This window comes from Pseudomonas spelaei (genome assembly GCF_009724245.1).
In the GTDB taxonomy this organism is placed as follows: Bacteria; Pseudomonadota; Gammaproteobacteria; order Pseudomonadales; family Pseudomonadaceae; genus Aquipseudomonas; species Aquipseudomonas spelaei.
The window spans coordinates 1-18,720 of record NZ_WNNK01000019.1 but is presented as its reverse complement, the minus strand read 5'-3'; the positions used below and the strand labels follow the sequence as shown (position 1 = coordinate 18,720).

The 18,720-nt window shown below is 60.4% G+C and carries 18 protein-coding genes; 9 read left to right on the top strand and 9 right to left on the bottom strand.

Going from position 1 to position 18,720, the window contains the following annotated elements:
* Positions 1–12 precede the first annotated feature (12 nt).
* Positions 13–1,308 carry an MFS transporter gene (gene tcuC / locus GNF76_RS20570; protein ID WP_155584960.1) on the bottom strand — a complete coding sequence of 432 codons (1,296 nt, stop codon included), beginning with the start codon at positions 1,306–1,308 and terminating at the stop codon, positions 13–15.
* A gap of 207 nt (positions 1,309–1,515) precedes the next feature.
* On the opposite strand from tcuC, the gene GNF76_RS29370 reads away from it, so the two are divergent.
* The gene (locus GNF76_RS29370; RefSeq protein WP_178123454.1) at positions 1,516–1,662 is read left to right on the top strand and encodes a hypothetical protein; all 147 of its coding nucleotides are present in this window, start codon (positions 1,516–1,518) and stop codon (positions 1,660–1,662) included.
* Positions 1,663–1,683: 21 nt separating this feature from the next.
* On the opposite strand, the gene GNF76_RS20565 is transcribed toward GNF76_RS29370, so the two are convergent.
* Positions 1,684–1,869 carry a hypothetical protein gene (locus tag GNF76_RS20565; RefSeq protein WP_178123452.1) on the bottom strand — a complete coding sequence of 62 codons (186 nt, stop codon included), beginning with the start codon at positions 1,867–1,869 and terminating at the stop codon, positions 1,684–1,686.
* A 130-nt stretch (positions 1,870–1,999) separates the two neighbouring features.
* Between GNF76_RS20565 and GNF76_RS20560 the strand changes: the two genes are divergently transcribed.
* Genes GNF76_RS20560 through GNF76_RS20550 form a run of 3 tightly spaced genes read left to right on the top strand, consistent with a single transcriptional unit; the run spans position 2,000 to position 4,588 of the window.
* Positions 2,000–2,935, top strand: coding sequence for a LysR substrate-binding domain-containing protein (locus GNF76_RS20560; RefSeq protein WP_155584959.1), 936 nt, complete (start codon positions 2,000–2,002; stop codon positions 2,933–2,935).
* A 42-nt stretch (positions 2,936–2,977) separates the two neighbouring features.
* Positions 2,978–4,165 carry a low temperature requirement protein A gene (locus GNF76_RS20555; protein WP_155584958.1) on the top strand — a complete coding sequence of 396 codons (1,188 nt, stop codon included), beginning with the start codon at positions 2,978–2,980 and terminating at the stop codon, positions 4,163–4,165.
* Positions 4,166–4,225: 60 nt separating this feature from the next.
* Positions 4,226–4,588 (top strand): 5-carboxymethyl-2-hydroxymuconate Delta-isomerase, encoded by a 363-nt coding sequence (locus GNF76_RS20550; protein WP_155584957.1) that lies wholly within the window; start codon positions 4,226–4,228, stop codon positions 4,586–4,588.
* Between the two features lie 108 nt (positions 4,589–4,696).
* Here GNF76_RS20550 and GNF76_RS20545 read toward each other — a convergent pair whose 3' ends face one another.
* From GNF76_RS20545 to GNF76_RS20530, 4 genes are all read right to left on the bottom strand, one after another.
* Positions 4,697–5,632 (bottom strand): LysR family transcriptional regulator, encoded by a 936-nt coding sequence (locus GNF76_RS20545; protein ID WP_155584956.1) that lies wholly within the window; start codon positions 5,630–5,632, stop codon positions 4,697–4,699.
* A 163-nt stretch (positions 5,633–5,795) separates the two neighbouring features.
* Positions 5,796–6,983 (bottom strand): cyanate transporter, encoded by a 1,188-nt coding sequence (locus GNF76_RS20540; RefSeq protein WP_155584955.1) that lies wholly within the window; start codon positions 6,981–6,983, stop codon positions 5,796–5,798.
* 235 nt (positions 6,984–7,218) lie between these two features.
* Complete coding sequence (locus GNF76_RS20535) at positions 7,219–8,661, bottom strand: aldehyde dehydrogenase family protein (RefSeq protein ID WP_155584954.1); 1,443 nt, start codon at positions 8,659–8,661, stop codon at positions 7,219–7,221.
* Entirely contained in the window at positions 8,658–10,283 is a 1,626-nt protein-coding gene (locus GNF76_RS20530; protein ID WP_155584953.1) for a 5-guanidino-2-oxopentanoate decarboxylase, read from the bottom strand. The genes GNF76_RS20535 and GNF76_RS20530 overlap by 4 nt, the downstream gene beginning before the upstream one ends.
* A gap of 115 nt (positions 10,284–10,398) precedes the next feature.
* On the opposite strand from GNF76_RS20530, the gene GNF76_RS20525 reads away from it, so the two are divergent.
* Positions 10,399–11,265, top strand: coding sequence for a LysR substrate-binding domain-containing protein (locus GNF76_RS20525; RefSeq protein ID WP_155584952.1), 867 nt, complete (start codon positions 10,399–10,401; stop codon positions 11,263–11,265).
* Between the two features lie 140 nt (positions 11,266–11,405).
* On the opposite strand, the gene GNF76_RS20520 is transcribed toward GNF76_RS20525, so the two are convergent.
* Together GNF76_RS20520 and GNF76_RS20515 are read right to left on the bottom strand one after the other, a co-directional pair.
* Positions 11,406–12,020, bottom strand: coding sequence for an NAD(P)-dependent oxidoreductase (locus GNF76_RS20520; protein WP_155584951.1), 615 nt, complete (start codon positions 12,018–12,020; stop codon positions 11,406–11,408).
* Positions 12,021–12,051: 31 nt separating this feature from the next.
* Positions 12,052–12,918: an MBL fold metallo-hydrolase gene (locus tag GNF76_RS20515; RefSeq protein ID WP_155584950.1), complete on the bottom strand. Its 867-nt coding sequence runs from the start codon at positions 12,916–12,918 to the stop codon at positions 12,052–12,054.
* A gap of 114 nt (positions 12,919–13,032) precedes the next feature.
* On the opposite strand from GNF76_RS20515, the gene GNF76_RS20510 reads away from it, so the two are divergent.
* Positions 13,033–13,938, top strand: coding sequence for a LysR family transcriptional regulator (locus GNF76_RS20510; RefSeq protein ID WP_155584949.1), 906 nt, complete (start codon positions 13,033–13,035; stop codon positions 13,936–13,938).
* Between the two features lie 100 nt (positions 13,939–14,038).
* Positions 14,039–14,215: a hypothetical protein gene (locus tag GNF76_RS29365; protein WP_178123450.1), complete on the top strand. Its 177-nt coding sequence runs from the start codon at positions 14,039–14,041 to the stop codon at positions 14,213–14,215.
* On the opposite strand, the gene GNF76_RS20505 is transcribed toward GNF76_RS29365, so the two are convergent.
* Positions 14,208–15,095, bottom strand: a complete 888-nt coding sequence (locus GNF76_RS20505; RefSeq protein WP_155584948.1) for a helix-turn-helix domain-containing protein — start codon at positions 15,093–15,095, stop codon at positions 14,208–14,210. The genes GNF76_RS29365 and GNF76_RS20505 overlap by 8 nt on opposite strands.
* A 188-nt stretch (positions 15,096–15,283) precedes the next feature.
* Here GNF76_RS20505 and pobA point away from each other — a divergent pair, with 188 nt between their 5' ends.
* Both pobA and GNF76_RS20495 read left to right on the top strand, forming a co-directional pair.
* Positions 15,284–16,468, top strand: a complete 1,185-nt coding sequence (gene pobA / locus GNF76_RS20500) for a 4-hydroxybenzoate 3-monooxygenase (RefSeq protein ID WP_178123468.1) — start codon at positions 15,284–15,286, stop codon at positions 16,466–16,468.
* Positions 16,469–16,538: 70 nt separating this feature from the next.
* Entirely contained in the window at positions 16,539–18,056 is a 1,518-nt protein-coding gene (locus tag GNF76_RS20495; RefSeq protein ID WP_178123449.1) for a DHA2 family efflux MFS transporter permease subunit, read from the top strand.
* Positions 18,057–18,720: the final 664 nt, after the last annotated feature.

Below are 18,720 nucleotides of genomic sequence, written 5' to 3'. Positions count from 1 at the left end.
TCGGCTCCCGGATTACACAGCCAATTGCGTACGCAGGTTGGCGCGGCGGTACAGCATCAAGGTCGAGCACAGCGCGCACAGCGCCGCAAACACCAGCCAGTAGGCGGGTGACGCCTTGTCCTCGGTGACATGAATCAGCCAAGTGGAAATGGCCGGAGTGAAACCACCGAACACCGCCGTGGCCAGGCTGTAAGCCAGGGAGAAACCCGCCACGCGTACTTCCACCGGCATGATTTCGGTCAGCGCCGGGATCATCGCGCCGTTGTACATGCCGTAGAGGAAGGAGAACCACAACAGGACTTCCAGCATGTGCGCAAAACTGGGTGCTTGCACCACGAAAGACAGCGCGGGATAGGCCGTCAGTACCGTTAGCGTGGTCATGGCGACGAGCACCGGCTTGCGGCCGAAACGGTCACTCAAGGTGCCGCCAATCGGCAGCCAGATAAAGTTGGAGATCGCTACCAGCAAGGTCACCAACAGCGCATCGGCGGTGCTCAGGTTCAGTACGGTTTTGCCGAAGGTCGGCGCGTAGACGGTAATCAGGTAGAACGCGGTGGTGGTCATGGCCACCATCAGCATGCCGGCGATCACGATGGTCCAGTTTTTCACCAGCGTGGCCAACACTTCGCGCATGGTTGGGCGATGGCGGCGGGCGGCGAACTCTTCGGTTTCCTGCAGGTTACGGCGCAGCACGAAGATGAACGGAATGATCACGCAACCGATGGCGAACGGGATACGCCAGCCCCAATCGGCGACCACGGCAGGTTCCATCCACTGGTTCAGGCCAAAGCCGAGGGCGGCAGCGACCACAATCGAGATCTGCTGGCTGCCCGATTGCCAACTGGTATAGAAACCCTTGCGCCCCGGCGTGGCCATTTCAGCCAGGTACACCGACACACCGCCCAGTTCCGCACCGGCCGAGAAACCCTGGAGCAGACGGCCGAGCAGCACCAGCAGCGGTGCCCACAAGCCAATGGTCTGGTAGCTGGGCACCAACACGATCAACAGGGTGCCGCTGGCCATGATCGAGAGTGTAACGATCAACCCTTTGCGACGGCCGACATCATCGATGTATGCGCCGAGAATCACGGCGCCCAATGGGCGCATCAAAAAGCCCGCGCCGAATACGGCGAAGGTCATCATCAATGAGGCGAATTCGTTGGCGGCCGGGAAGAACGCAGCGGCGATGTAAGTGGCGTAGAAACCGAACAGAAAGAAGTCGAACTGTTCGAGGAAGTTGCCGGAAGTGACGCGGAATACCGCGCCGGCTTTCGAGCGGGCAGAGTCGGGCCGGGAAGGGCTTTGCATGGTTTGTGTCTCCAGCGTTCTTTTTAAAGTGCTTGTTTCGCTTAAGACCGCCGATAGTGGCTGACACATTTAGAAATGATAAGTGAGTTATTTACATGTATTGATGCGTAAGGGTTATCAATCGGGACGGATTGTTCGGGCTACACAAGGACACTCTCTGTTCTATGCTTGCCCAGTGTGATCAATTCTTGCGCAGGGGAGGTGAGTATGACCAACGAGCAAAAGCCGCGGGATGAGACGGATCAGGAGCGGGCCAAGCGACTACACGAAGAAGAAAAGCCCCAGACCTGGAAACATCCGGACGACGGAACGGAGCTTTCCGAGCGGGACCAGGAGCGCCCGCTCAAGCCTTGACTGTATCTGCCGGGAGCCGCATCAGGCTCCCGACACCAGCAATGAGGCCGGAAACCCGGAGACCAGGCACAAAAAAACCAGGAACGCCGCCAGGCATAACCCGATCAATACCCGCAGCAGTGTCCTGATGGTCGGATGCGGGATGAACTTGATCGCCCAGAACAAAATGCCGACCAGCAGGACAATCAAAGGAAGAATCAGCAGCACGATGACGCTCCGGATAGCCGTAGAAGCTGATTTATAGTCCCAATGACGCAGGTTGGATAGTCTGCGCATAGACGCCGGGCCCGCTGTGTTTCTACACTGGCCGCTGTCTTGGGGAGTGGGGCGAGCGCCAATGAATCGCAATGAATTACGCAAGGCTGACATCAACCTGATGGTGGTCTTCGAAACGCTGATGCTTGAGCGCAACGTGACACGGGTGGCGGAGAAGCTGTTCCTTGGGCAGCCGACCATCAGTTCGGCACTCAATCGCTTGCGCACCTTGTTCAATGACCCGTTGTTTATCCGTGTGGGCCACCGCATGGAGCCGACGGCACGAGCTGAGGAAATCATCCAGCATCTGTCGCCGGCCCTGGATTCGTTGTCATCGGCCTTGAGCCTGACCCACGACTTCGACCCGTCCATCAGCACCATGACTTTTCGCATCGGCCTGTCCGATGACGTTGAGTTCGGTCTGTTGCCCCCTCTGCTGCGCACTTTGCGCCAGGAAGCGCCCCAGGTGGTGTTTGTGGTGCAGCACGTCGATTACTGGCGCATCCCCGACCTGCTGGCCTCGGGTGATATCACCGTCGGGATTACCCAGACCCGTGGCCTGCCGGCCAATGCCAAGCGCAAGTTGCTGCGCCATATCCGTCCTTGCGTGTTGCGCGCCGATGCCTCGGAACATCCATTGACCCTCGATGAATACTGCGCGCGGCCCCATGTGCTGGTATCCCACACTGCCAACGTCGCAGGCTTTGCCGATGAGTGGCTGGCAGAGGTTGGGCGCAAGCGTCATGTGGTGTTGTCGGTGCCGCAATACAGCTCCTTGCCGGCGTTGTTGGCCGGGACTGACATGATCGCCAGCCTGCCGGACTACACCGCCCAAGCCATGGCGGCTTCGGGCAGCCTGTTCTGTGAGCCATTTCCGTTTGAAACCCCAACCCTGGATTTGTCCATGGTCTGGCTCAGCCATGTGGACACCGACCCGGCCGAACGCTGGATGCGCTCGCGGCTGGAGGCATTCATGAGTGATCGGGAATTGTTGCCGGTTGTGGCGTCCAGGCCCTGAACCAATATCGGTGTTGTTGGTAAACCCTATGGAGATCCACCCATGAACCCATCCCGTTCATTGCTGCGCGGACGCGGCAGTCACGACAGTGGTAAGGTCGGCATGGTCGAGTTGTTTTTCGACCTGGTGTTCGTCTTTGCCGTCACCCAACTGTCTCATTCCCTGTTGGCCCACTTGTCCATTGGTGGCGCGGTGCAGGTGGCGTTGATGATGATTGCGGTCTGGTGGGTGTGGATCTTTACCTCCTGGGTCACCAACTGGCTGGACCCGGAAAAAATCCCGGTCCGCCTCGGCCTGTTCGCTTTGATGGTGGCGGGGCTGCTGCTGTCGTCGTCGATCCCCAAGGCATTTACCGACCGTGGCCTGTTGTTCGCCGGCGCTTATGTGTTCATGCAGGTCGGTCGCACAGTGTTTGCGCTATGGGCGGTGCGCGACGCGCCGCTGAACATGACCCGCAATTTCCAGCGAATCCTGGTGTGGTTGCTCTGTTCCGCGGTGTTCTGGATCAGCGGGGCGCTGCTGGAAGGTGACCAGCGCCTGGCATGCTGGGCGGTGGCGCTGCTGATTGAGCTGATTTCCCCATCGCTGTATTTCTGGGTCCCGGGGATGGGGCGTTCGACCCTGACGGACTGGAATGTGGAAGGCAATCACATGGCCGAGCGTTGCGGGCTGTTTGTGATCATTGCCCTGGGCGAGTCCTTGCTGGTGACCGGCGCAACTTTTGCCGAATTGCCTTTGAGCCTGGACGGACTGGCGGCGTTCCTGGTGGCGGTGGTCGGCAGCATTGCCCTGTGGTGGATCTATTTCGACAGCGGCGCCGAGCGCGCCCACCACCGTATCGCCAGCTCCGACGACCCCGGCCGCCAGGCGCGGATCGCCTACACCTACCTGCATGTGTTGATTGTCGCCGGGATCATTGTCAGTGCCGTCGCCGATGAACTGGTGCTGGTGCACCCGGGCCATGCCAGTGACGCCGGCATCGTGGCGATCATTGCCGGGCCGCTGTTGTTCCTGTTGGGCAGTGGCTTGTTCAAGTGGGTCATGAATGATCGGCCGTTGCCGCCGTTCTCTCACGTGGGCGGCCTGGTGCTGTTGCTGGTGCTGTTGCCGCTGGGCTTGCAGCAGGTGTTTTCAGCGTTGGTACTGGGCACGTTGACCACCGCAGTGCTGGTACTGGTGGCCGCCTGGGAGAACCTGTCGCTGCGAAGCAGTGCGGTGGTTTCACACTGAAAACTGTCCAGCGTCGTGCTATATCTATGACTCTTTTCTTACAGTGACTCGGAGCTTTTCATGCCTCACCTGCACCTGGAATACACCGCCAACCTGCCGGAGCTGGACACCGACAAAGCCCTGCTGCGACTCAATCATGCGCTGGTGGCCTCCGGTCAGTTCGGGGCCGAGTTCGACATCAAAAGCCGCGCGGTGAAGGTGGAGAGTTTCCGTGTTGGCACCGCCATGTCACCACGGGGGTTTGTCGCGGTGAGGCTGGCGTTGCTCAGTGGGCGCTCACCGCAGATCAAGAAGCAGTTGTCGGAAAGCTTGCTGGCGGTGTTACAGGACTTGGGCGCCTGGCCTGCCGACGTGCAGGTTCAACTGAGTGTCGAACTGCTGGATATCGACCGCGATTCCTATAGCAAAGTTGCCATTGGCTGACGCCGAAATCCTGTAGCCGCTGCCGAGGTACGAGGCTGCGATGGGCTGCGAAGCGGCCCTCTAGGGAGGTCCTGCGGACCGCATCGCAGCCTCGTACCTCGGCAGCGGCTACAGCACTCCCTGAATCCCACACACTTTCACCACCTGCTCGCGAAACCAGGTATTGGCGTTGTCCTGTTCGCTGGACTCATTCCATTGCATCTCCAGGGTGAACCCCGGCAGGCCGTTGGGCGCTTCGCAGTGGCCGAACAGCGGCTCGACCGCCAGCAGTTTCTGCACCCGCCGGGGCAGGGTGACGATGAAATCGGTGCCGGTGATCATCTTCAGCGCCGCGCTGTAGCTGTTGGCCCGGGCAATCACCTGACGCTTGTGGGCCTGGCGGGCCAGCCAGCCATCGATCATGTTGGTGTCGGAGGTCCAGGGTGTGGGGAACACGTGGCGCCGGGCCACGAAGGATTGCAGGCTGAACGCCGGCTCGCGGGGGGCAGAACGTTTATCGAAGACGCAGACCAGATCGTCCTCCAACAGCATTTGCGTCTTGAGATCCTTGTGAGCGCGATGAAAGTGCGGGCCGAAACAGATCACCAGGTCCAGGTTGCCGCTGCGCAAGGCTTCGGCGGGGACCTCGGTTTCCAGCTTGTGCACGTTGACGATCACTGGCAGGTCGGCGTGATCGAAGTTCTTCAGCAGCCGGGGCAGGATCAGTTGCTCGAAGTATTCCGGGGCGCAGATGTTGAAGGTCACGGCTTCCTGGGTCGGGTCGAAGACCTGGCTGCCTGCATGACACAGGTTGATGCTTTCCAGGATCTTTTGCACATGGCCGTACATGCTGGTGGCCTTGTACGTGGGACGCATACCGGCCCGGGTGTTGATAAACAAATCGTCCTCGAAACTGGTGCGCAGTTTCTTCAGGCTGTAGCTCACGGTGGACTGGCTGACGAAGAGGGTTTCGGACACCTCGGTGACGCTGTTTTGTTCATACACAGCGATAAACACCATCAGGTCCTGCATATCGAGCTTTCTAAGCAAGTTGCTGTTTAGCATCCATTCCGTCCGATAAGCCCTTTGCGCTGTTGCAGCGCAATACAGGGTCAAAATGTTAACGGAACGAGCGTACCAATAGAAAGGTCTGTAGCTCCTTTCTATGTTTGGTGTGGGACAAATAGTGTTTTGAATACGACGCTGCGACCAAAGGCTCTGGCTCAAGCTATTTAATATGTCGGGCGTAATGCCGTGGATCGAAGCGCAGTACGATCAGCAACATAACCACTACCACCGCCGTCAGCGACCACCAGGCCCATTCGAAGCTGCCCAGTTGGTCGCGGATCATTCCGGCAATCAGCGGCGACAAACCGGCGATCAAATAGCCGATGCCTTGCACGAACGCCGTCAGGCCACCCGCGCGGCGCGGGTTGTCCAGGTGGTCGAGGGACAGGATCAGGCTCATGGGAAACAAACCGCCAATACCCAGGCCCAACAGGCACGGCCACAGCAAGCTCAGGTGGTGAGGGGAGAGGATCAGGCCGCAGAAGCCGGCGATGATCAGCACCAGCAACACCGCGACCACGCCACGTTTGTCCTGGCGCCGGTTGGCGATGGCCGGCGTGATCAGGCCCGAGACCACCTCCATGGCGGTCAGAAAGCCCAGCAGCAGGCCAGCGTTCTGTTCGCTCCAGCCTTGCTCCACGTAGTACGGTGCGAGCCACGCCAGTACGCAGGTGTAGGACGCGGTACCGAGACCGAAGAAGACCGCCAGCAACCACGCGCGACGATTGCCGAAAAACGCTTCCTGCGGCCCCGAGCCCGCTTGCGGCAGTGGTGGCAGCACCGAGCGCTGGGCGTACCAGAACACCAGCGCCAACACAGCCAGCACCGCCCAGATTGCCAGGCCCATGCGCCAACTGCCGGTGCGCACCTGGATGAAGGGTGAAAAGGACGCAGCGAAGGCCGCGCCGCCCATGATGGCGGTGACGTACAGGCCCATGAACAGCGAAACGTTGTCGCTGAAACGGGATTTGATCAGCGCCGGCAGCAGTGCCTGGATCATCGCGATCCCCACGCCGGCAGCGACGGCACTGATGATCAATTCCAGCGCCGAATCGAGAAACAGCCGCGACACCGTCGCCAGGCCAATCACCACCAGCGACAGCACAATGCTGCGGTGCTCACCGAAGCGCTTGGCCAGGCCCATGCCAAAGAACATCGCCAGCCCCATGGCCATGACCGGCAACATGGTCAGCAATGAAGCGCTGCTGAAACTCAAGGGCACATCGGCGCGAATCGACGACAACAACGGGCCTACCGCCGCCATCGACGGTCGCAGGTTGAGGGCGACCAACACGACACTGATCATCAGCCAGAGAGCGGTGGTGGGTTTTGTGTGAACAGTTTCCATGGACGGGCCTTGAAATGACAAGGGCATGATTAGGCCGCGCAGGAAGGAGGGGGGCAAATGAGAAAGTCGTTGGGGCTATTGAAAAAATACATCCATTGGCCTGACACAAATCAAATGTGGGAGCTGGCTTGCCTGCGATAGCGATCTGTCAGAAATAGGTTGGTTGCTGACACACCGCTATCGCAGGCAAGCCAGCTCCCACACAAGAGCCTGATTGCCAGGAGAGTTGCGATCGTTAGACCGCCCGAATCACATGCTTGATCTCCTGAAACGCCTGCAACCCCCAAGGCCCCAGCTCCCGACCGATGCTGCTCTGCTTGTAACCACCCCACGCCGTTTGCGGGAAGATCACTTGCGGTGCATTGATCCACACCAGGCCTACCTGCAAGGCATTCGCCACCCGTTCGGCGGCGTTCAAGTCAGTGCTGACCACACTGGCCACCAACCCAAAATCGCTATCATTGGCCAGGGCAATCGCCTCGGCTTCGCTGGCAAAACTGCGTACACACAGCACCGGGCCGAAGATTTCTTCGTTCCACAACGCGCTGTCCAGCGCCACTTCGGTAAACACCGTGGGCCGAATGAAGTAGCCGTGGGGCAGGTCCGCAGGCCGTTTTCCGCCGCACACCAGATGCGCGCCGGCCTGTATACCGCGCTCGATATGACCGAGTACCCGCTGATACTGCGCGCGATTCACCAATGGGCCCATCTCCACGCCCTCGGCAAACGGCTCACCCACACGAATGCGCTCGGCCCTGGCGTGCAGGCGTGTGAGGAACTCATCTGCCAACTCATCGGCGATCAGCACCCGACTGGTGGCGGAGCACATCTGCCCGGCATTGAAGAAGCCGCCACCACAGGCCAGTTCCACGGCCAGTTCCAGGTCGGCATCCGCCAGCACCAACAATGAAGATTTACCGCCCAGTTCCAGGCTCACACCCTTGACGGTTTCGGCGGCGCGTTGCATCACCTGTACCCCCACGGCATTGCTGCCGGTGAAGGAAATTTTCGCTACCCGGGGATCTGTCGCCAACGGCGCACCGACTGCAAGCCCAGTGCCGCAGACCAGGTTGAACACGCCGTCCGGCAAGCCTGCTGCTGCGATGATCGTCGCCAATTGCAGCTCCGCCAACGGCGTGACCTCCGACGGCTTGAGCACCACGCAGCAACCGGCAGCGAGGGCCGGGGCGAGTTTCCAGGCGGTGGTGACCATCGGGAAATTCCAGGGCACGATCAGCCCCAGCACGCCGCAGGGCTCGCGGCGCAGGCGGGCGCTGAAGTCGTGGCTGGGCAACGCCACCGGCTGGTCTTGCACGGCGTCCAGTGCGTCGGCCACCCCGGCGTAGTATTCAAAGGTGGCGATCACGTCATCCACGTCGATGCCGGCTTCAAACAGCGGCTTGCCGTTGTTGCTCGATTGCAGGTGCATCAATCGTTCACGTTGTTCGCTCACGCCTTGGGCGATCTTGCGCAGCAGCGCGCCACGCTCAGCGCCGCTGGTGTTGGCCCAGGCCGGGAAGGCTGCGCTGGCGGCGTCCACCGCCGCGGTCACTGCATTGGCATCGCCGACGCTGACGTGAGCCAGGGTGGTTTCGGTCGTCGGGTTGATCACCTCCAACACCTCAACGCCTGCGTGCCACTGACCGTTGATGTAAAGACCTTCGAGAGCAGCACTCATACCGAGACTTCCTTCATCCACAGGCCCTGGTCGATTTCAATCAGCGTCGGCCCTTGGCGGTCAGTGGCGGCGCGCAATGCCATACGCAGTTCTTCAACGCCCTGGATGGCCTGGGCGGTGCAACCCAAGGCCTTGGCCACGCCGATAAAGTCCGGGGTGTAGATGTCCACGCCCACCGGTTCGATAGCGCGGTTGACCATGTATTTCTTGATCTCTTCGTAGCCCTGGTTATTCCACAGCAGGACGATGATCGGCGTGCGCGCCTCCACGGCGCTGGCCAGTTCCGACAGGGTAAATTGCAGCCCGCCATCACCGATCAGGCACACCACCGGCGCCTTGCAGCCGCGCCCCAGCCAGGCGCCAATGGCGGCGGGCAGGGCGTAGCCGAGGGTGCCGTAGCCGGTGGACGAGTTGAACCAGCGACGCGGTTGATCGAGGTTCAGGGTCAGGTTTCCGGTGTAGACCGGTTGGGTGGAGTCGCCCACCAGCACCACGTCGGGCAGTTCCTCCAGAACAGTGCTGAGGAACAGGGTTTGCGCGCGGGTGGCGGCATCCCAGGTCGGTGTCAGGTCGGCCCACAGACGGGCGACGCGGTTGACGCCCCAAGCATCGTGACGAGGTGGCAGCGGTTGGCGGTTCAATTCGGCCAACAATGCTTCGGCGGCGATCTGCGCGTCAGCCACCAGCGCCACCTGTGGCGGATAGTTTCGTACGGTCTGGTCCGGGTCGATGTCGATGCGCAGCAAGGTGCCTGGAATTTCGAAGCCACCGGCGAAAGTGACGTCGTAGTCGGTTTCCGCCAATTCAGTGCCGATAGCCAACACCACGTCGGCTTCGGCGACCAACGCGCGGGTGGCCACCAGGGTTTGGGTGGAGCCGATCAACAGCGGATGGTCGGACGCCAGCATGCCTTTGGCATTGATGGTCAGGGCCATCGGCGCGCCGAGGGTTTCAGCCAGGCGGGTCAGTTCGGGAGCGGCGTCGATGGCACCGCCACCGGCCAGGATCAGCGGCCGCTTGGCCGCTGCCAACAACTGGCTCATCTGCTTGACCGCCGCCGGTGCGGCACCGGCTCGGGCCACGCTGATCGGTTCACTGGCGAGTAACGCATCGGCGTTTTCCACCAGCACATCCAGGGGGATTTCAATATGCACCGGACGTGGCCGCCCGGCCTGGAACAGCGCAAACGCCCGCGCCAGTACGCCCGGTAATTCGGCGGCCGACATCAATGTATGGGAAAACGCCGCGACACCGGCCACCAGCGCGCCCTGGTTCGGCAGTTCATGCAACTTGCCGCGCCCGCCACCCAACTGGCTGCGGGACTGCACGCTGGAAATCACCAGCATCGGGATCGAGTCGGCGTACGCCTGGCCCATGGCGGTGGTGATGTTGGTCATGCCCGGGCCGGTGATGATGAAACACACCCCGGGTTTGCCGCGAGTGCGGGCATAACCGTCGGCCATAAAACCGGCGCCTTGTTCGTGGCGCGGGGTGACGTGGCGAATGCTGGAACGCGCCAGGCCTCGATACAGCTCCACGGTGTGAACCCCGGGGATGCCGAACACCTGTTCCACACCGTAGCCTTCCAGCAGCTTGACCAATACTTCGCCACACGTCGCCATTTCAAAAGCCCTTGTTGTTAATTGAGACGAGGGCGTTATTGGACGGCTGGGCTGTAGCGGCAACAATCGATAAAAAGTCATACTAGCCATGTCCTCACGTCATGGCTGCTGCCCGATGAAACGCCTCCCACCGTTGCCCGCACTGCACACCTTCTGGGTCACGGCCCAGTGCTGCAACTTCACCCGTGCAGCCGAACAATTGCACATCACCCAGGGTGCGGTCAGCCGACAGATTGCCGGGTTGGAAAGCCATCTGGGCTACCCGCTGTTCCAGCGCCAGGCCCGAGGCTTGAGCCTGACCGATGAGGGGCGCGAATGGTCACTGCGGGCGCAGCAAGTGTTCGGCCTGATCGGTGATGCGGTGGAGCAGATCGGCCGCCGCCGCGAGACCTTGCAACTCAAGGCCTCCACCTGCGTCATGCGCTGGCTGCTGCCGCGTCTGATGCAGTGGCAACAGGAGCGGCCGGACGTGCCGGTGGAGCTGACGACCACCGTGGCCTACACCGTGGATTTTCGTCGTGAGCAGTTTGATGCAGCGGTGATCTACGCGCCCATTGCCGAACAATCGTCACGGGCTCGGCATCTGTTTGATGAGCAACTCACACCGGTTTGCGCACCGGGCTTGCTGGAGGGTTTGAAGACGCCGGAGGACTTGCAGCGGCAGGTGCTGTTGCACCCCACGCGGGATGAGCGGGATTGGGCGTTATGGTTGAAGGCAGCCGGTACGCGACTGGGCAACTTGAGCCAGGGACATCATTTCGAGACGCTGGACCTGGCCATGACCGTGGCGTCACAGGGTTCGGGTGTGGCGATTGGCGACAGCGCATTGATCGGCGAAGACCTCAAGGCCGGGCGGCTGGTGATGCCGTTTGAACTGAAGGTGTCGACGGGGATGGGATATTACTTGGTGTATCCGCCGGGGACGGAGCCTACGGTGGGGTTGGAGCAACTGATGAACTGGTTGGTGGGGCAGGCACAGTAGTCCGGATAATGACGATTAAATGTGGGAGCTGGCTTGCCTGCGATAGCGGTGTGTCAGCTTGTATATCTGTGCGCTGATCCACCGCTATCGCAGGCAAGCCAGCTCCCACACTGGTCCTGCGGTGTTTTACTGAGGGTGTTTCAGTAACCGACAGTAAACCGCTGACGCGAATGCTTCGGCGATTCCACTTCATCAATCAACGCAATCGCGTAGTCGGCAAAGCTGATCCAGCTGCGACCTTCGCTGCTCACCAGCAAATCATCCTGACCCAGGCGGAATTTGCCAGTGCGCTCAGTCTCGACAAACTCCGCCGACGGCGACAGAAAGGTCCAGTCCAGCTCTTTTTCCTGACGCAAGGCGTTGAGGAACTCAATGCCAGCGCCGGCTTCAGCCTTGTATTCCGCCGGGAAACCAGGGCTGTCGAACACACGAGCACCGCCCGGCAGCAGCAGCGAAGCGGCACCGCCCACCACCAGCAGACGTTTCACCCCCGCCTTTTTCACCGGGCCGATGACTGCGCTGGCGGGCAGGGTGGAAAAGTGCGCGGCGCTGATTACCACGTCGTTGCCGGCGACGGCCTGTTGCAGGGCTTCGGCGTCCAGGGCATCCACCTGTTTGACCGTCACACCAGGGCGCACGTCGATCTTGTCGGTATTGCGGGCAATGGCCGTGACGGTGTGGCCGCGACGCAGGGCTTCTTCCAGCAGTTGGCTACCGGCACGACCGGTGGCACCAATAATTGCGATCTTGCTCATGACGTTCTCCAGTACGGTAGGTTGGAACACTTCACCACTTCATTTCGCCCTTGGCGACTTTGGCACTCAGCTCCAGGGAGCTTTCGTCGGCCAGGTTCGGGTAACGCTTTTTCATGGCGGCAATCAGTGCGGCGGAATCCTTGGCCTTGGCGGTTTCTTCGTCGAAGGCCTTGATGTAGTCAGCGGTAAACGCCACGGATTTCAGCGACGGTGTGCCCAGGTAGTGGCCCGGAATTACGCTGCGCGGTTTCAGGTCTTGAATACGTTGCAGGGTGGCCAGCCAGTCGGTGTGGGATTTTGCGCTCTGGGTGTCAGCCATCCACACATGGATGTTTTCAGCCACGACTACACCGCCGACCACTGCCTTGATCGATGGGATCCACACAAAGCTGCGGTCCGGTTGCGGGCCGTCGAGGCCGATCACTTCCAGTTTCTGCCCTTCGAGGGTCAGCTCATGGCCTTCAAGCACTTGGGGGACGATGGTCTTGGCGGGCTTGTCGGCGCCCATTTTCGGGCCCCAGAACTCAAGTTTGCCGGCCACGGTGGCCTTGATGTGGTCCACCACCGGTTGCGGCGCCAGCACCTTGGCGTTGGGGAAGGCGGCGGTCAGGGTATCGAGGCCGAAGTAGTAGTCCGGGTCACCGTGGCTGATATAGATGGTGGTCAGTTGCTTACCACTGGCGCGGATCTTCTGCACCAGTTGCTCGGCCTGGCCCTTGCCGAACTGGGCGTCCACCAGGATCGCGTCTTTCTGGCCGCTGACCAGCACCGAGCTGACCGGGAAGATTGCCGCTTCACCCGGGTTGTAGACATCCAGGCTCAGGTCGGCGGCCGCAGCGTGGGCGGCGAAGCCCAGGGCGGCCGAAGCCAGTGCAAAACGCTTGAGGATCGAGAACATGTGCAACTCCAGCAGTCGATAGGCCTTGGCAGGCGATGGAGAGAGCTTAGTTGCACTGAACGCAGCAAAAAATGCGATGCTTGAACATAGTTTGTTTCTGAAATCGGGCAAATCATGGATCGTCTTCAAGCAATGCGGGTGTTTGTCGCGGTGGTGGACCTGGGCAGTCAGTCGGCTGCGGCCGATCATCTGGACCTGTCACGCCCGGTGGTATCGCGTTACCTGGCAGAGCTGGAGGATTGGGTGGGTGCCCGGCTGATGCACCGCACTACGCGCAAGCTGAGCCTGACCGCCGCCGGCAGTGAAACCTTGCCCCGTTGCCGGCAGATGCTGGAGCTGTGCAGCGACATGCAAGCCGCCGTCAGTGAACCGGATGAAGCCCCGCGCGGCTTGTTGCGCCTGAGTGTCAGCACCTCCTTCGGTCAGGCGCAATTGGCGGATGCCATGGCCGAATACGTCAAGCGCTACCCGCAGGTCGCTGTCGACCTGCAAATGCTCGACCGCACGGTGAACCTGGTGGATGAGCGCATCGACCTGGCCATCCGCACCAGCAACGACCTGGACCCCAACCTGATCGCCCGCAAGCTCACGGTCTGCCGCTCGGTGATTTGTGCATCCCCGCTTTACCTGCTGGAACATCCGCAGCCACACAAGGTGGAAGACCTCGCCCGACACAACTGCCTGACCCATTCCTACTTCGGTAAAAGCCTCTGGCATTTCGAAGAAGGTGGCGAGCAAGTCTCGGTGCCGGTGCAAGGCAATATCAGCGCCAACGAGGCCAGCACCCTGTTAAGGGCGACGTTGGCCGGTGCCGGGGTCTCGATGCTGCCCAGCTACCAGGCCGGTGACTATATTCGCAACGGGCAACTGATCCGCCTGCTGCCCGAGGCCGAACCGCGGCAGATGACCATGTATGCCGTGTATGCCTCGCGCAAACACATGCCGTCGGCGCTACGCAGCCTGCTGGATTTTCTGGTGTTGAGGTTTCCCGAAGACCCTGTGTGGGATATTGGTCTTTAACGCGTCATAAACGTGTTGAATACCGTCCCATAATGGCAGCGTGCCCTGTCTGACCTATGATGATTGAAGCACCTTCTTGATCGGATCAGAGGTCAGCATCATGTCGATCAAAACAAGAAAGTACCTGATGATTTTCACCCTGTGCGCTGCCGCCACGGCGTTGTATGGCACGGCCGCCTACCGCGTCGAGCAGACCCGGATGAAGCCGAGCCTGGCTGCCAGTTGCGACCGTGACCATTGCATTCCCCAAACCGCCAGCTTGAGCGCCCTCAGGTAACGTCCTGATCGGCCTTCAACTGCTCCCGAAACGCCTTGGGCGAGAACCCGACGCGCCGGCGAAACAGCCGTGAGAAATTGGTCGGGTCGGAAAACCCCAGCACTTCCGACATTTCATTGATGGTCATGCTGGTGTAAGTCAGAAGACGCTTGGCTTCCAGCAATTGGCGGTCGTGCATGATCTGCAGCGCCGGTTGCCCGCCCAGTTCCCGGCAGGTGCCGTTGAGGTGGGACACTGAAATCCCTAGCTTGTGAGCCAGATCCTCGATTTTCGGGTGTTCGCGGTAATGCTGTTCGACCAATTGAGTGAAGTGCCGGAAATACTCGCGTCCCCGGGGTGCTCGTGGATGACGGCGCTGGATGGCCTGGCGGCTGATCCATACCAGCAGCACGCTGACCAGGGCGTGCATCATCATGTCCCGCGCCGGCTGGTCATCGCCGTACTCATCCTGCAACCGGGAAAACAGGCTGTTGAGGTAGTCACTGTCCTTGCCTGCCGGGTAACTGCCCAGAGCGCTCAAACCGTCTACCGCTGAACCCAGTTGCCCCTGCAAATGCGCCACCAGCGGTGCAGAGAGGGTCACGACATAGCCTTCAACCTCTTCGGAAAAACGAAAGCCATGCACGCACAGCGGCGGCAGCACCTGCAGCGTCGATTCGTTCAGCACCGTGCGCTGGCCTTCGATCTCCAGATGCGCCTGGCCCTTGTACACAAATAGCAACTGACACAGATCCGCATGCCGATGGGGGGCAATCTCCCACTGGTACTCGCGGCTGCGCCGGGAGATGGTTTCGCAGTGCAACAGATCCGGGGTGGGCCATTGCTGGTTTTCCCCATACAGCTTGAAGACCGGAATCGCGGTAGTGGCAGTTTTGGTCATAGTTTCAATCCGATATTCAGGATAGTAGTGCGGTAATCGCCCCGATTGGCAAAAAGCGCAGGCTTTGGATCAGTTTTCACCTTCTGATGCTGGCCATTCAAGTGAAAAATGCCAGCACCAAAACCAATGACAACTCTTTCACCGAATACGTTCGCTGAAAGCTACGGGCCATAAAAATAATGAAAACACTGAAAACCCAAATCGCCATCATTGGCGCCGGTCCCTCCGGGCTGCTGCTGGGCCAACTGCTGCACGAGGCAGGCATCGAGACCCTGATTCTTGAGCGTCAGACGCCCGATTACGTCGCCGGGCGGATTCGTGCCGGTGTGCTGGAACAAGGCATGGTCGATTTGTTGCGACAGGCCGGTGTAGGCCGACGAATGGACATCGAAGGGCTGGTTCATGACGGGTTTGAGCTGGCGCTGAACGGGCAATTGACCCATATCGACCTCAAGTCGCTGACCGGTGGCAAGACGGTGATGATCTACGGCCAGACCGAAGTCACCCGCGATCTGATGGCGGCACGCCAAGCAGCGGGAGCCATCACCCTGTACGAGGCCCGCAACGTGCAGCCTCATGACCTGAAAAGCCAACAGCCCTGGCTGACTTTCGAGCATGACGGTGAGTCGTTTCGCCTGGAGTGTGACTACATTGCCGGTTGCGACGGTTTTCACGGTGTGGCGCGGCAGTCGATTCCGACTGAGCATGTGAAGGTTTTCGAGCGGGTCTATCCGTTTGGCTGGCTGGGGATCCTGGCTGAAACTCCACCGATTCATGACGAACTGGTGTACGCCAAGCACGAGCGCGGTTTTGCCTTGTGCAGCATGCGTTCGCCCACGCGCAGCCGCTACTACTTGCAAGTGCCGGCCGAGGAGACCGTCGAAGACTGGTCCGATCAGCGCTTCTGGGATGAGCTCAAGGCCCGCCTGCCCGCCGAGTTGGCGGCACAACTGGTGACTGGGCCCTCCATTGAAAAGAGCATCGCACCGCTGCGCAGCTTCGTGGTGGAACCTATGCAGTACGGTCGTCTCTTCCTGCTGGGAGACGCTGCCCATATCGTGCCGCCCACCGGCGCCAAGGGTTTGAACCTGGCGGCCAGTGATGTCAGTACCTTGTTCAATATCCTGCTCAAGGTCTATCGCGAGGGCCGTGTGGACTTGCTGGAGAAATACTCACAGATCTGTTTGCGGCGGATCTGGAAGGCCGAGCGCTTTTCCTGGTGGATGACCTCGATGTTGCATCAATTCCCGGAGGCGGACGGCTTCAGCCAGCGCATTGCCCAGAGCGAACTGGAATATTTTGTCGACTCCGAAGCCGGGCGCAAAACCATTGCAGAAAATTATGTCGGACTTCCTTACGAGGCTATCGAATAGCGGGCTATCGAGTAAACTGACAAGCATTCCTGCGGCCCTTTCCCCGTGGGGCTTGCCTGCAGGTTCCACCGTGACCAACCTCAATCAGCCCGCTCAACCCAAACCTGCCATCCGCAGTGTTCTGGTCGCCTTGATGATGGCGATTTTTCTCGGGGCGCTGGACCAGACCATCGTCGCCGTCTCGATGCCGGCCATTTCTTCTCAGTTCCATGACGTCAACCTGCTGGCCTGGGTCATCTCCGGCTACATGGTGGCGATGACGGTGGCGGTGCCGATCTACGGCAAACTCGGCGACCTCTACGGGCGGCGGCCGATGATGCTGATCGGCATGGGCGTATTCACCATCGCCTCATTGTTCTGTGGCATGGCGCAAAGCATGGAACAACTGGTGCTGGCGCGAATCCTCCAGGGCATCGGTGCCGGCGGAATGATTTCGGTGAGCCAGGCGATCATCGGCGACATCATCCCGCCCCGTGAGCGTGGGCGTTATCAAGGGTATTTCAGCAGCATGTACGCGGTGGCCAGCGTCGCCGGGCCGGTGCTGGGCGGTTATATGACTGAATACTTGTCCTGGCGCTGGGTGTTCCTGATCAACCTGCCGCTGGGTGCGGGCGCCTGGTGGGTGGCGCATCGCACATTGGTGGGGTTGCCGGTACCGCAACGCAAGCCGGTTATCGACTACCTGGGCACCTTGCTGATGATCATTGGCCTGACCGCGCTGCTGTTGGGTATCACCGAAATCGGTCAGGGCCACTCCTGGCGCGACCAGCAAGTACTGGGGCTGCTGGCCTGCGCCCTGGTGGCGTTGACGGTGTTTGTCTGGCATGAACGCCGGGCGCGTGAACCCTTGCTGCCGATGCACCTGTTCGCCAACCGCAGTGCGGTGCTGTGCTGGTGCACGATTTTCTTCACCAGCTTCCAGGCGATTTCCCTGATCGTGCTGATGCCTTTGCGTTACCAGACCGTCACGGGTGCTGGTGCTGACAGTGCTGCCTTGCACTTGTTGCCGCTGGCCATAGGGTTGCCGATGGGTGCCTACTTTGCCGGGCGTATGACCTCGGTGACTGGCCGCTACAAGCCGATGATCCTTACCGGCGCGCTGTTGACTCCGTTGGCGATCCTCGGCATGGCGTTCAGTGCGCCGCAGGCGTTGCTGTTGAGTAGCCTGTTCATGTTGCTTAGCGGGATTGCGGTGGGGATGCAGTTTCCTACGTCGTTGGTGGGGACGCAGAATTCGGTGGCGCAACGGGACATTGGTGTTGCTACCAGCACTACGAACCTGTTTCGTTCCCTGGGGGGGGCGGTGGGGGTGGCGTGCATGTCGGCGTTGCTGTTGGCGTTGTTGCAGGATTCCAGTTTTGCTCATCTGGCCAGTGGGGCGCTGGTGGCGGAGGGCCGTTCTGGCAATGTGTTGCTGGATGGGCTGAACGCTGCGCCGGGTCCGGCTCAGGATGCTCTGCGGGGGGAGCTGTTGGTGACGTTTCGGCATTTGCTGATGGTGAGTGCGGGGGTGTCGTTGTTGGGGTTGGCGGCGGCGGTTGTGATGCCTAATCGGGTGTTGCGGGGGCGGGAGGATAAGGTTAATTGAGGGTGTACATATCCGTTGCTGCGGTGATGGCTGCTATGGGTTCCGCTCTTACAGCGGGTCACTTTTGAAAAGAGCCCAAAAGTAACCAAAAGGCTCTTGCCCCACCACTCGGCACCTCGCCTAGGCTCGGTGTGCCCTCACTCCGGCATTGTTCCGTGGGCCGCCGCAATGGGCCATCCCTGGCCCAGTGCGGCTAAACCGGCGTCCTGCCGGTTTACCCACGGCCCAATGCCTGCGTTCGGCCAGCGTGGTTTAACGGGGCGCCTCAGATCAAAGTCAAAAGCAGATCAACAGCACAGCGGCCTACCGGCCGGCTTGAGTGGTGTGAAGCAAAGGCAAGATCAAAAGCGGGCGCGGTCGACTGTGGGAGCTGGCCAGGCAACTCGGTCTTTCAGGAACACCGAGGTGATGTCATCGCAGCATAGGTAGCTACACATTTTTTGAATCCTGCAAAAAACCTGTAGCCGCTGCCGAGGCACGAGGCTGCGATGGGTTGCGCAGCAGCCCCTGAGGGCGGTCCTGCGGACCGCATCGCAGCCTCGTACCTCGGCAGCGGCTACAAAAATCAGGCTCCTGCGCAATGGTGTAGATACCTATGCCCATCGCAGCATAGGTATCTACACATTTTTGAATCCTGCAAAAACCCTGTAGCCGCTGCCGAGGT

Coding starts and splice junctions, on each gene's coding strand:
- tcuC (WP_155584960.1), bottom strand. CDS start 1,308: ATGCAAAGCCCTTCCCGGCCCGACTCTGCCCGCTCGAAAGCCGGCGCG.
- GNF76_RS29370 (WP_178123454.1), top strand. CDS start 1,516: ATGACCAACGAGCAAAAGCCGCGGGATGAGACGGATCAGGAGCGGGCC.
- GNF76_RS20560 (WP_155584959.1), top strand. CDS start 2,000: ATGAATCGCAATGAATTACGCAAGGCTGACATCAACCTGATGGTGGTC.
- GNF76_RS20555 (WP_155584958.1), top strand. CDS start 2,978: ATGAACCCATCCCGTTCATTGCTGCGCGGACGCGGCAGTCACGACAGT.
- GNF76_RS20550 (WP_155584957.1), top strand. CDS start 4,226: ATGCCTCACCTGCACCTGGAATACACCGCCAACCTGCCGGAGCTGGAC.
- GNF76_RS20545 (WP_155584956.1), bottom strand. CDS start 5,632: ATGCTAAACAGCAACTTGCTTAGAAAGCTCGATATGCAGGACCTGATG.
- GNF76_RS20540 (WP_155584955.1), bottom strand. CDS start 6,983: ATGGAAACTGTTCACACAAAACCCACCACCGCTCTCTGGCTGATGATC.
- GNF76_RS20535 (WP_155584954.1), bottom strand. CDS start 8,661: ATGAGTGCTGCTCTCGAAGGTCTTTACATCAACGGTCAGTGGCACGCA.
- GNF76_RS20530 (WP_155584953.1), bottom strand. CDS start 10,283: ATGGCGACGTGTGGCGAAGTATTGGTCAAGCTGCTGGAAGGCTACGGT.
- GNF76_RS20525 (WP_155584952.1), top strand. CDS start 10,399: ATGAAACGCCTCCCACCGTTGCCCGCACTGCACACCTTCTGGGTCACG.
- GNF76_RS20520 (WP_155584951.1), bottom strand. CDS start 12,020: ATGAGCAAGATCGCAATTATTGGTGCCACCGGTCGTGCCGGTAGCCAA.
- GNF76_RS20515 (WP_155584950.1), bottom strand. CDS start 12,918: ATGTTCTCGATCCTCAAGCGTTTTGCACTGGCTTCGGCCGCCCTGGGC.
- GNF76_RS20510 (WP_155584949.1), top strand. CDS start 13,033: ATGGATCGTCTTCAAGCAATGCGGGTGTTTGTCGCGGTGGTGGACCTG.
- GNF76_RS29365 (WP_178123450.1), top strand. CDS start 14,039: ATGTCGATCAAAACAAGAAAGTACCTGATGATTTTCACCCTGTGCGCT.
- GNF76_RS20505 (WP_155584948.1), bottom strand. CDS start 15,095: ATGACCAAAACTGCCACTACCGCGATTCCGGTCTTCAAGCTGTATGGG.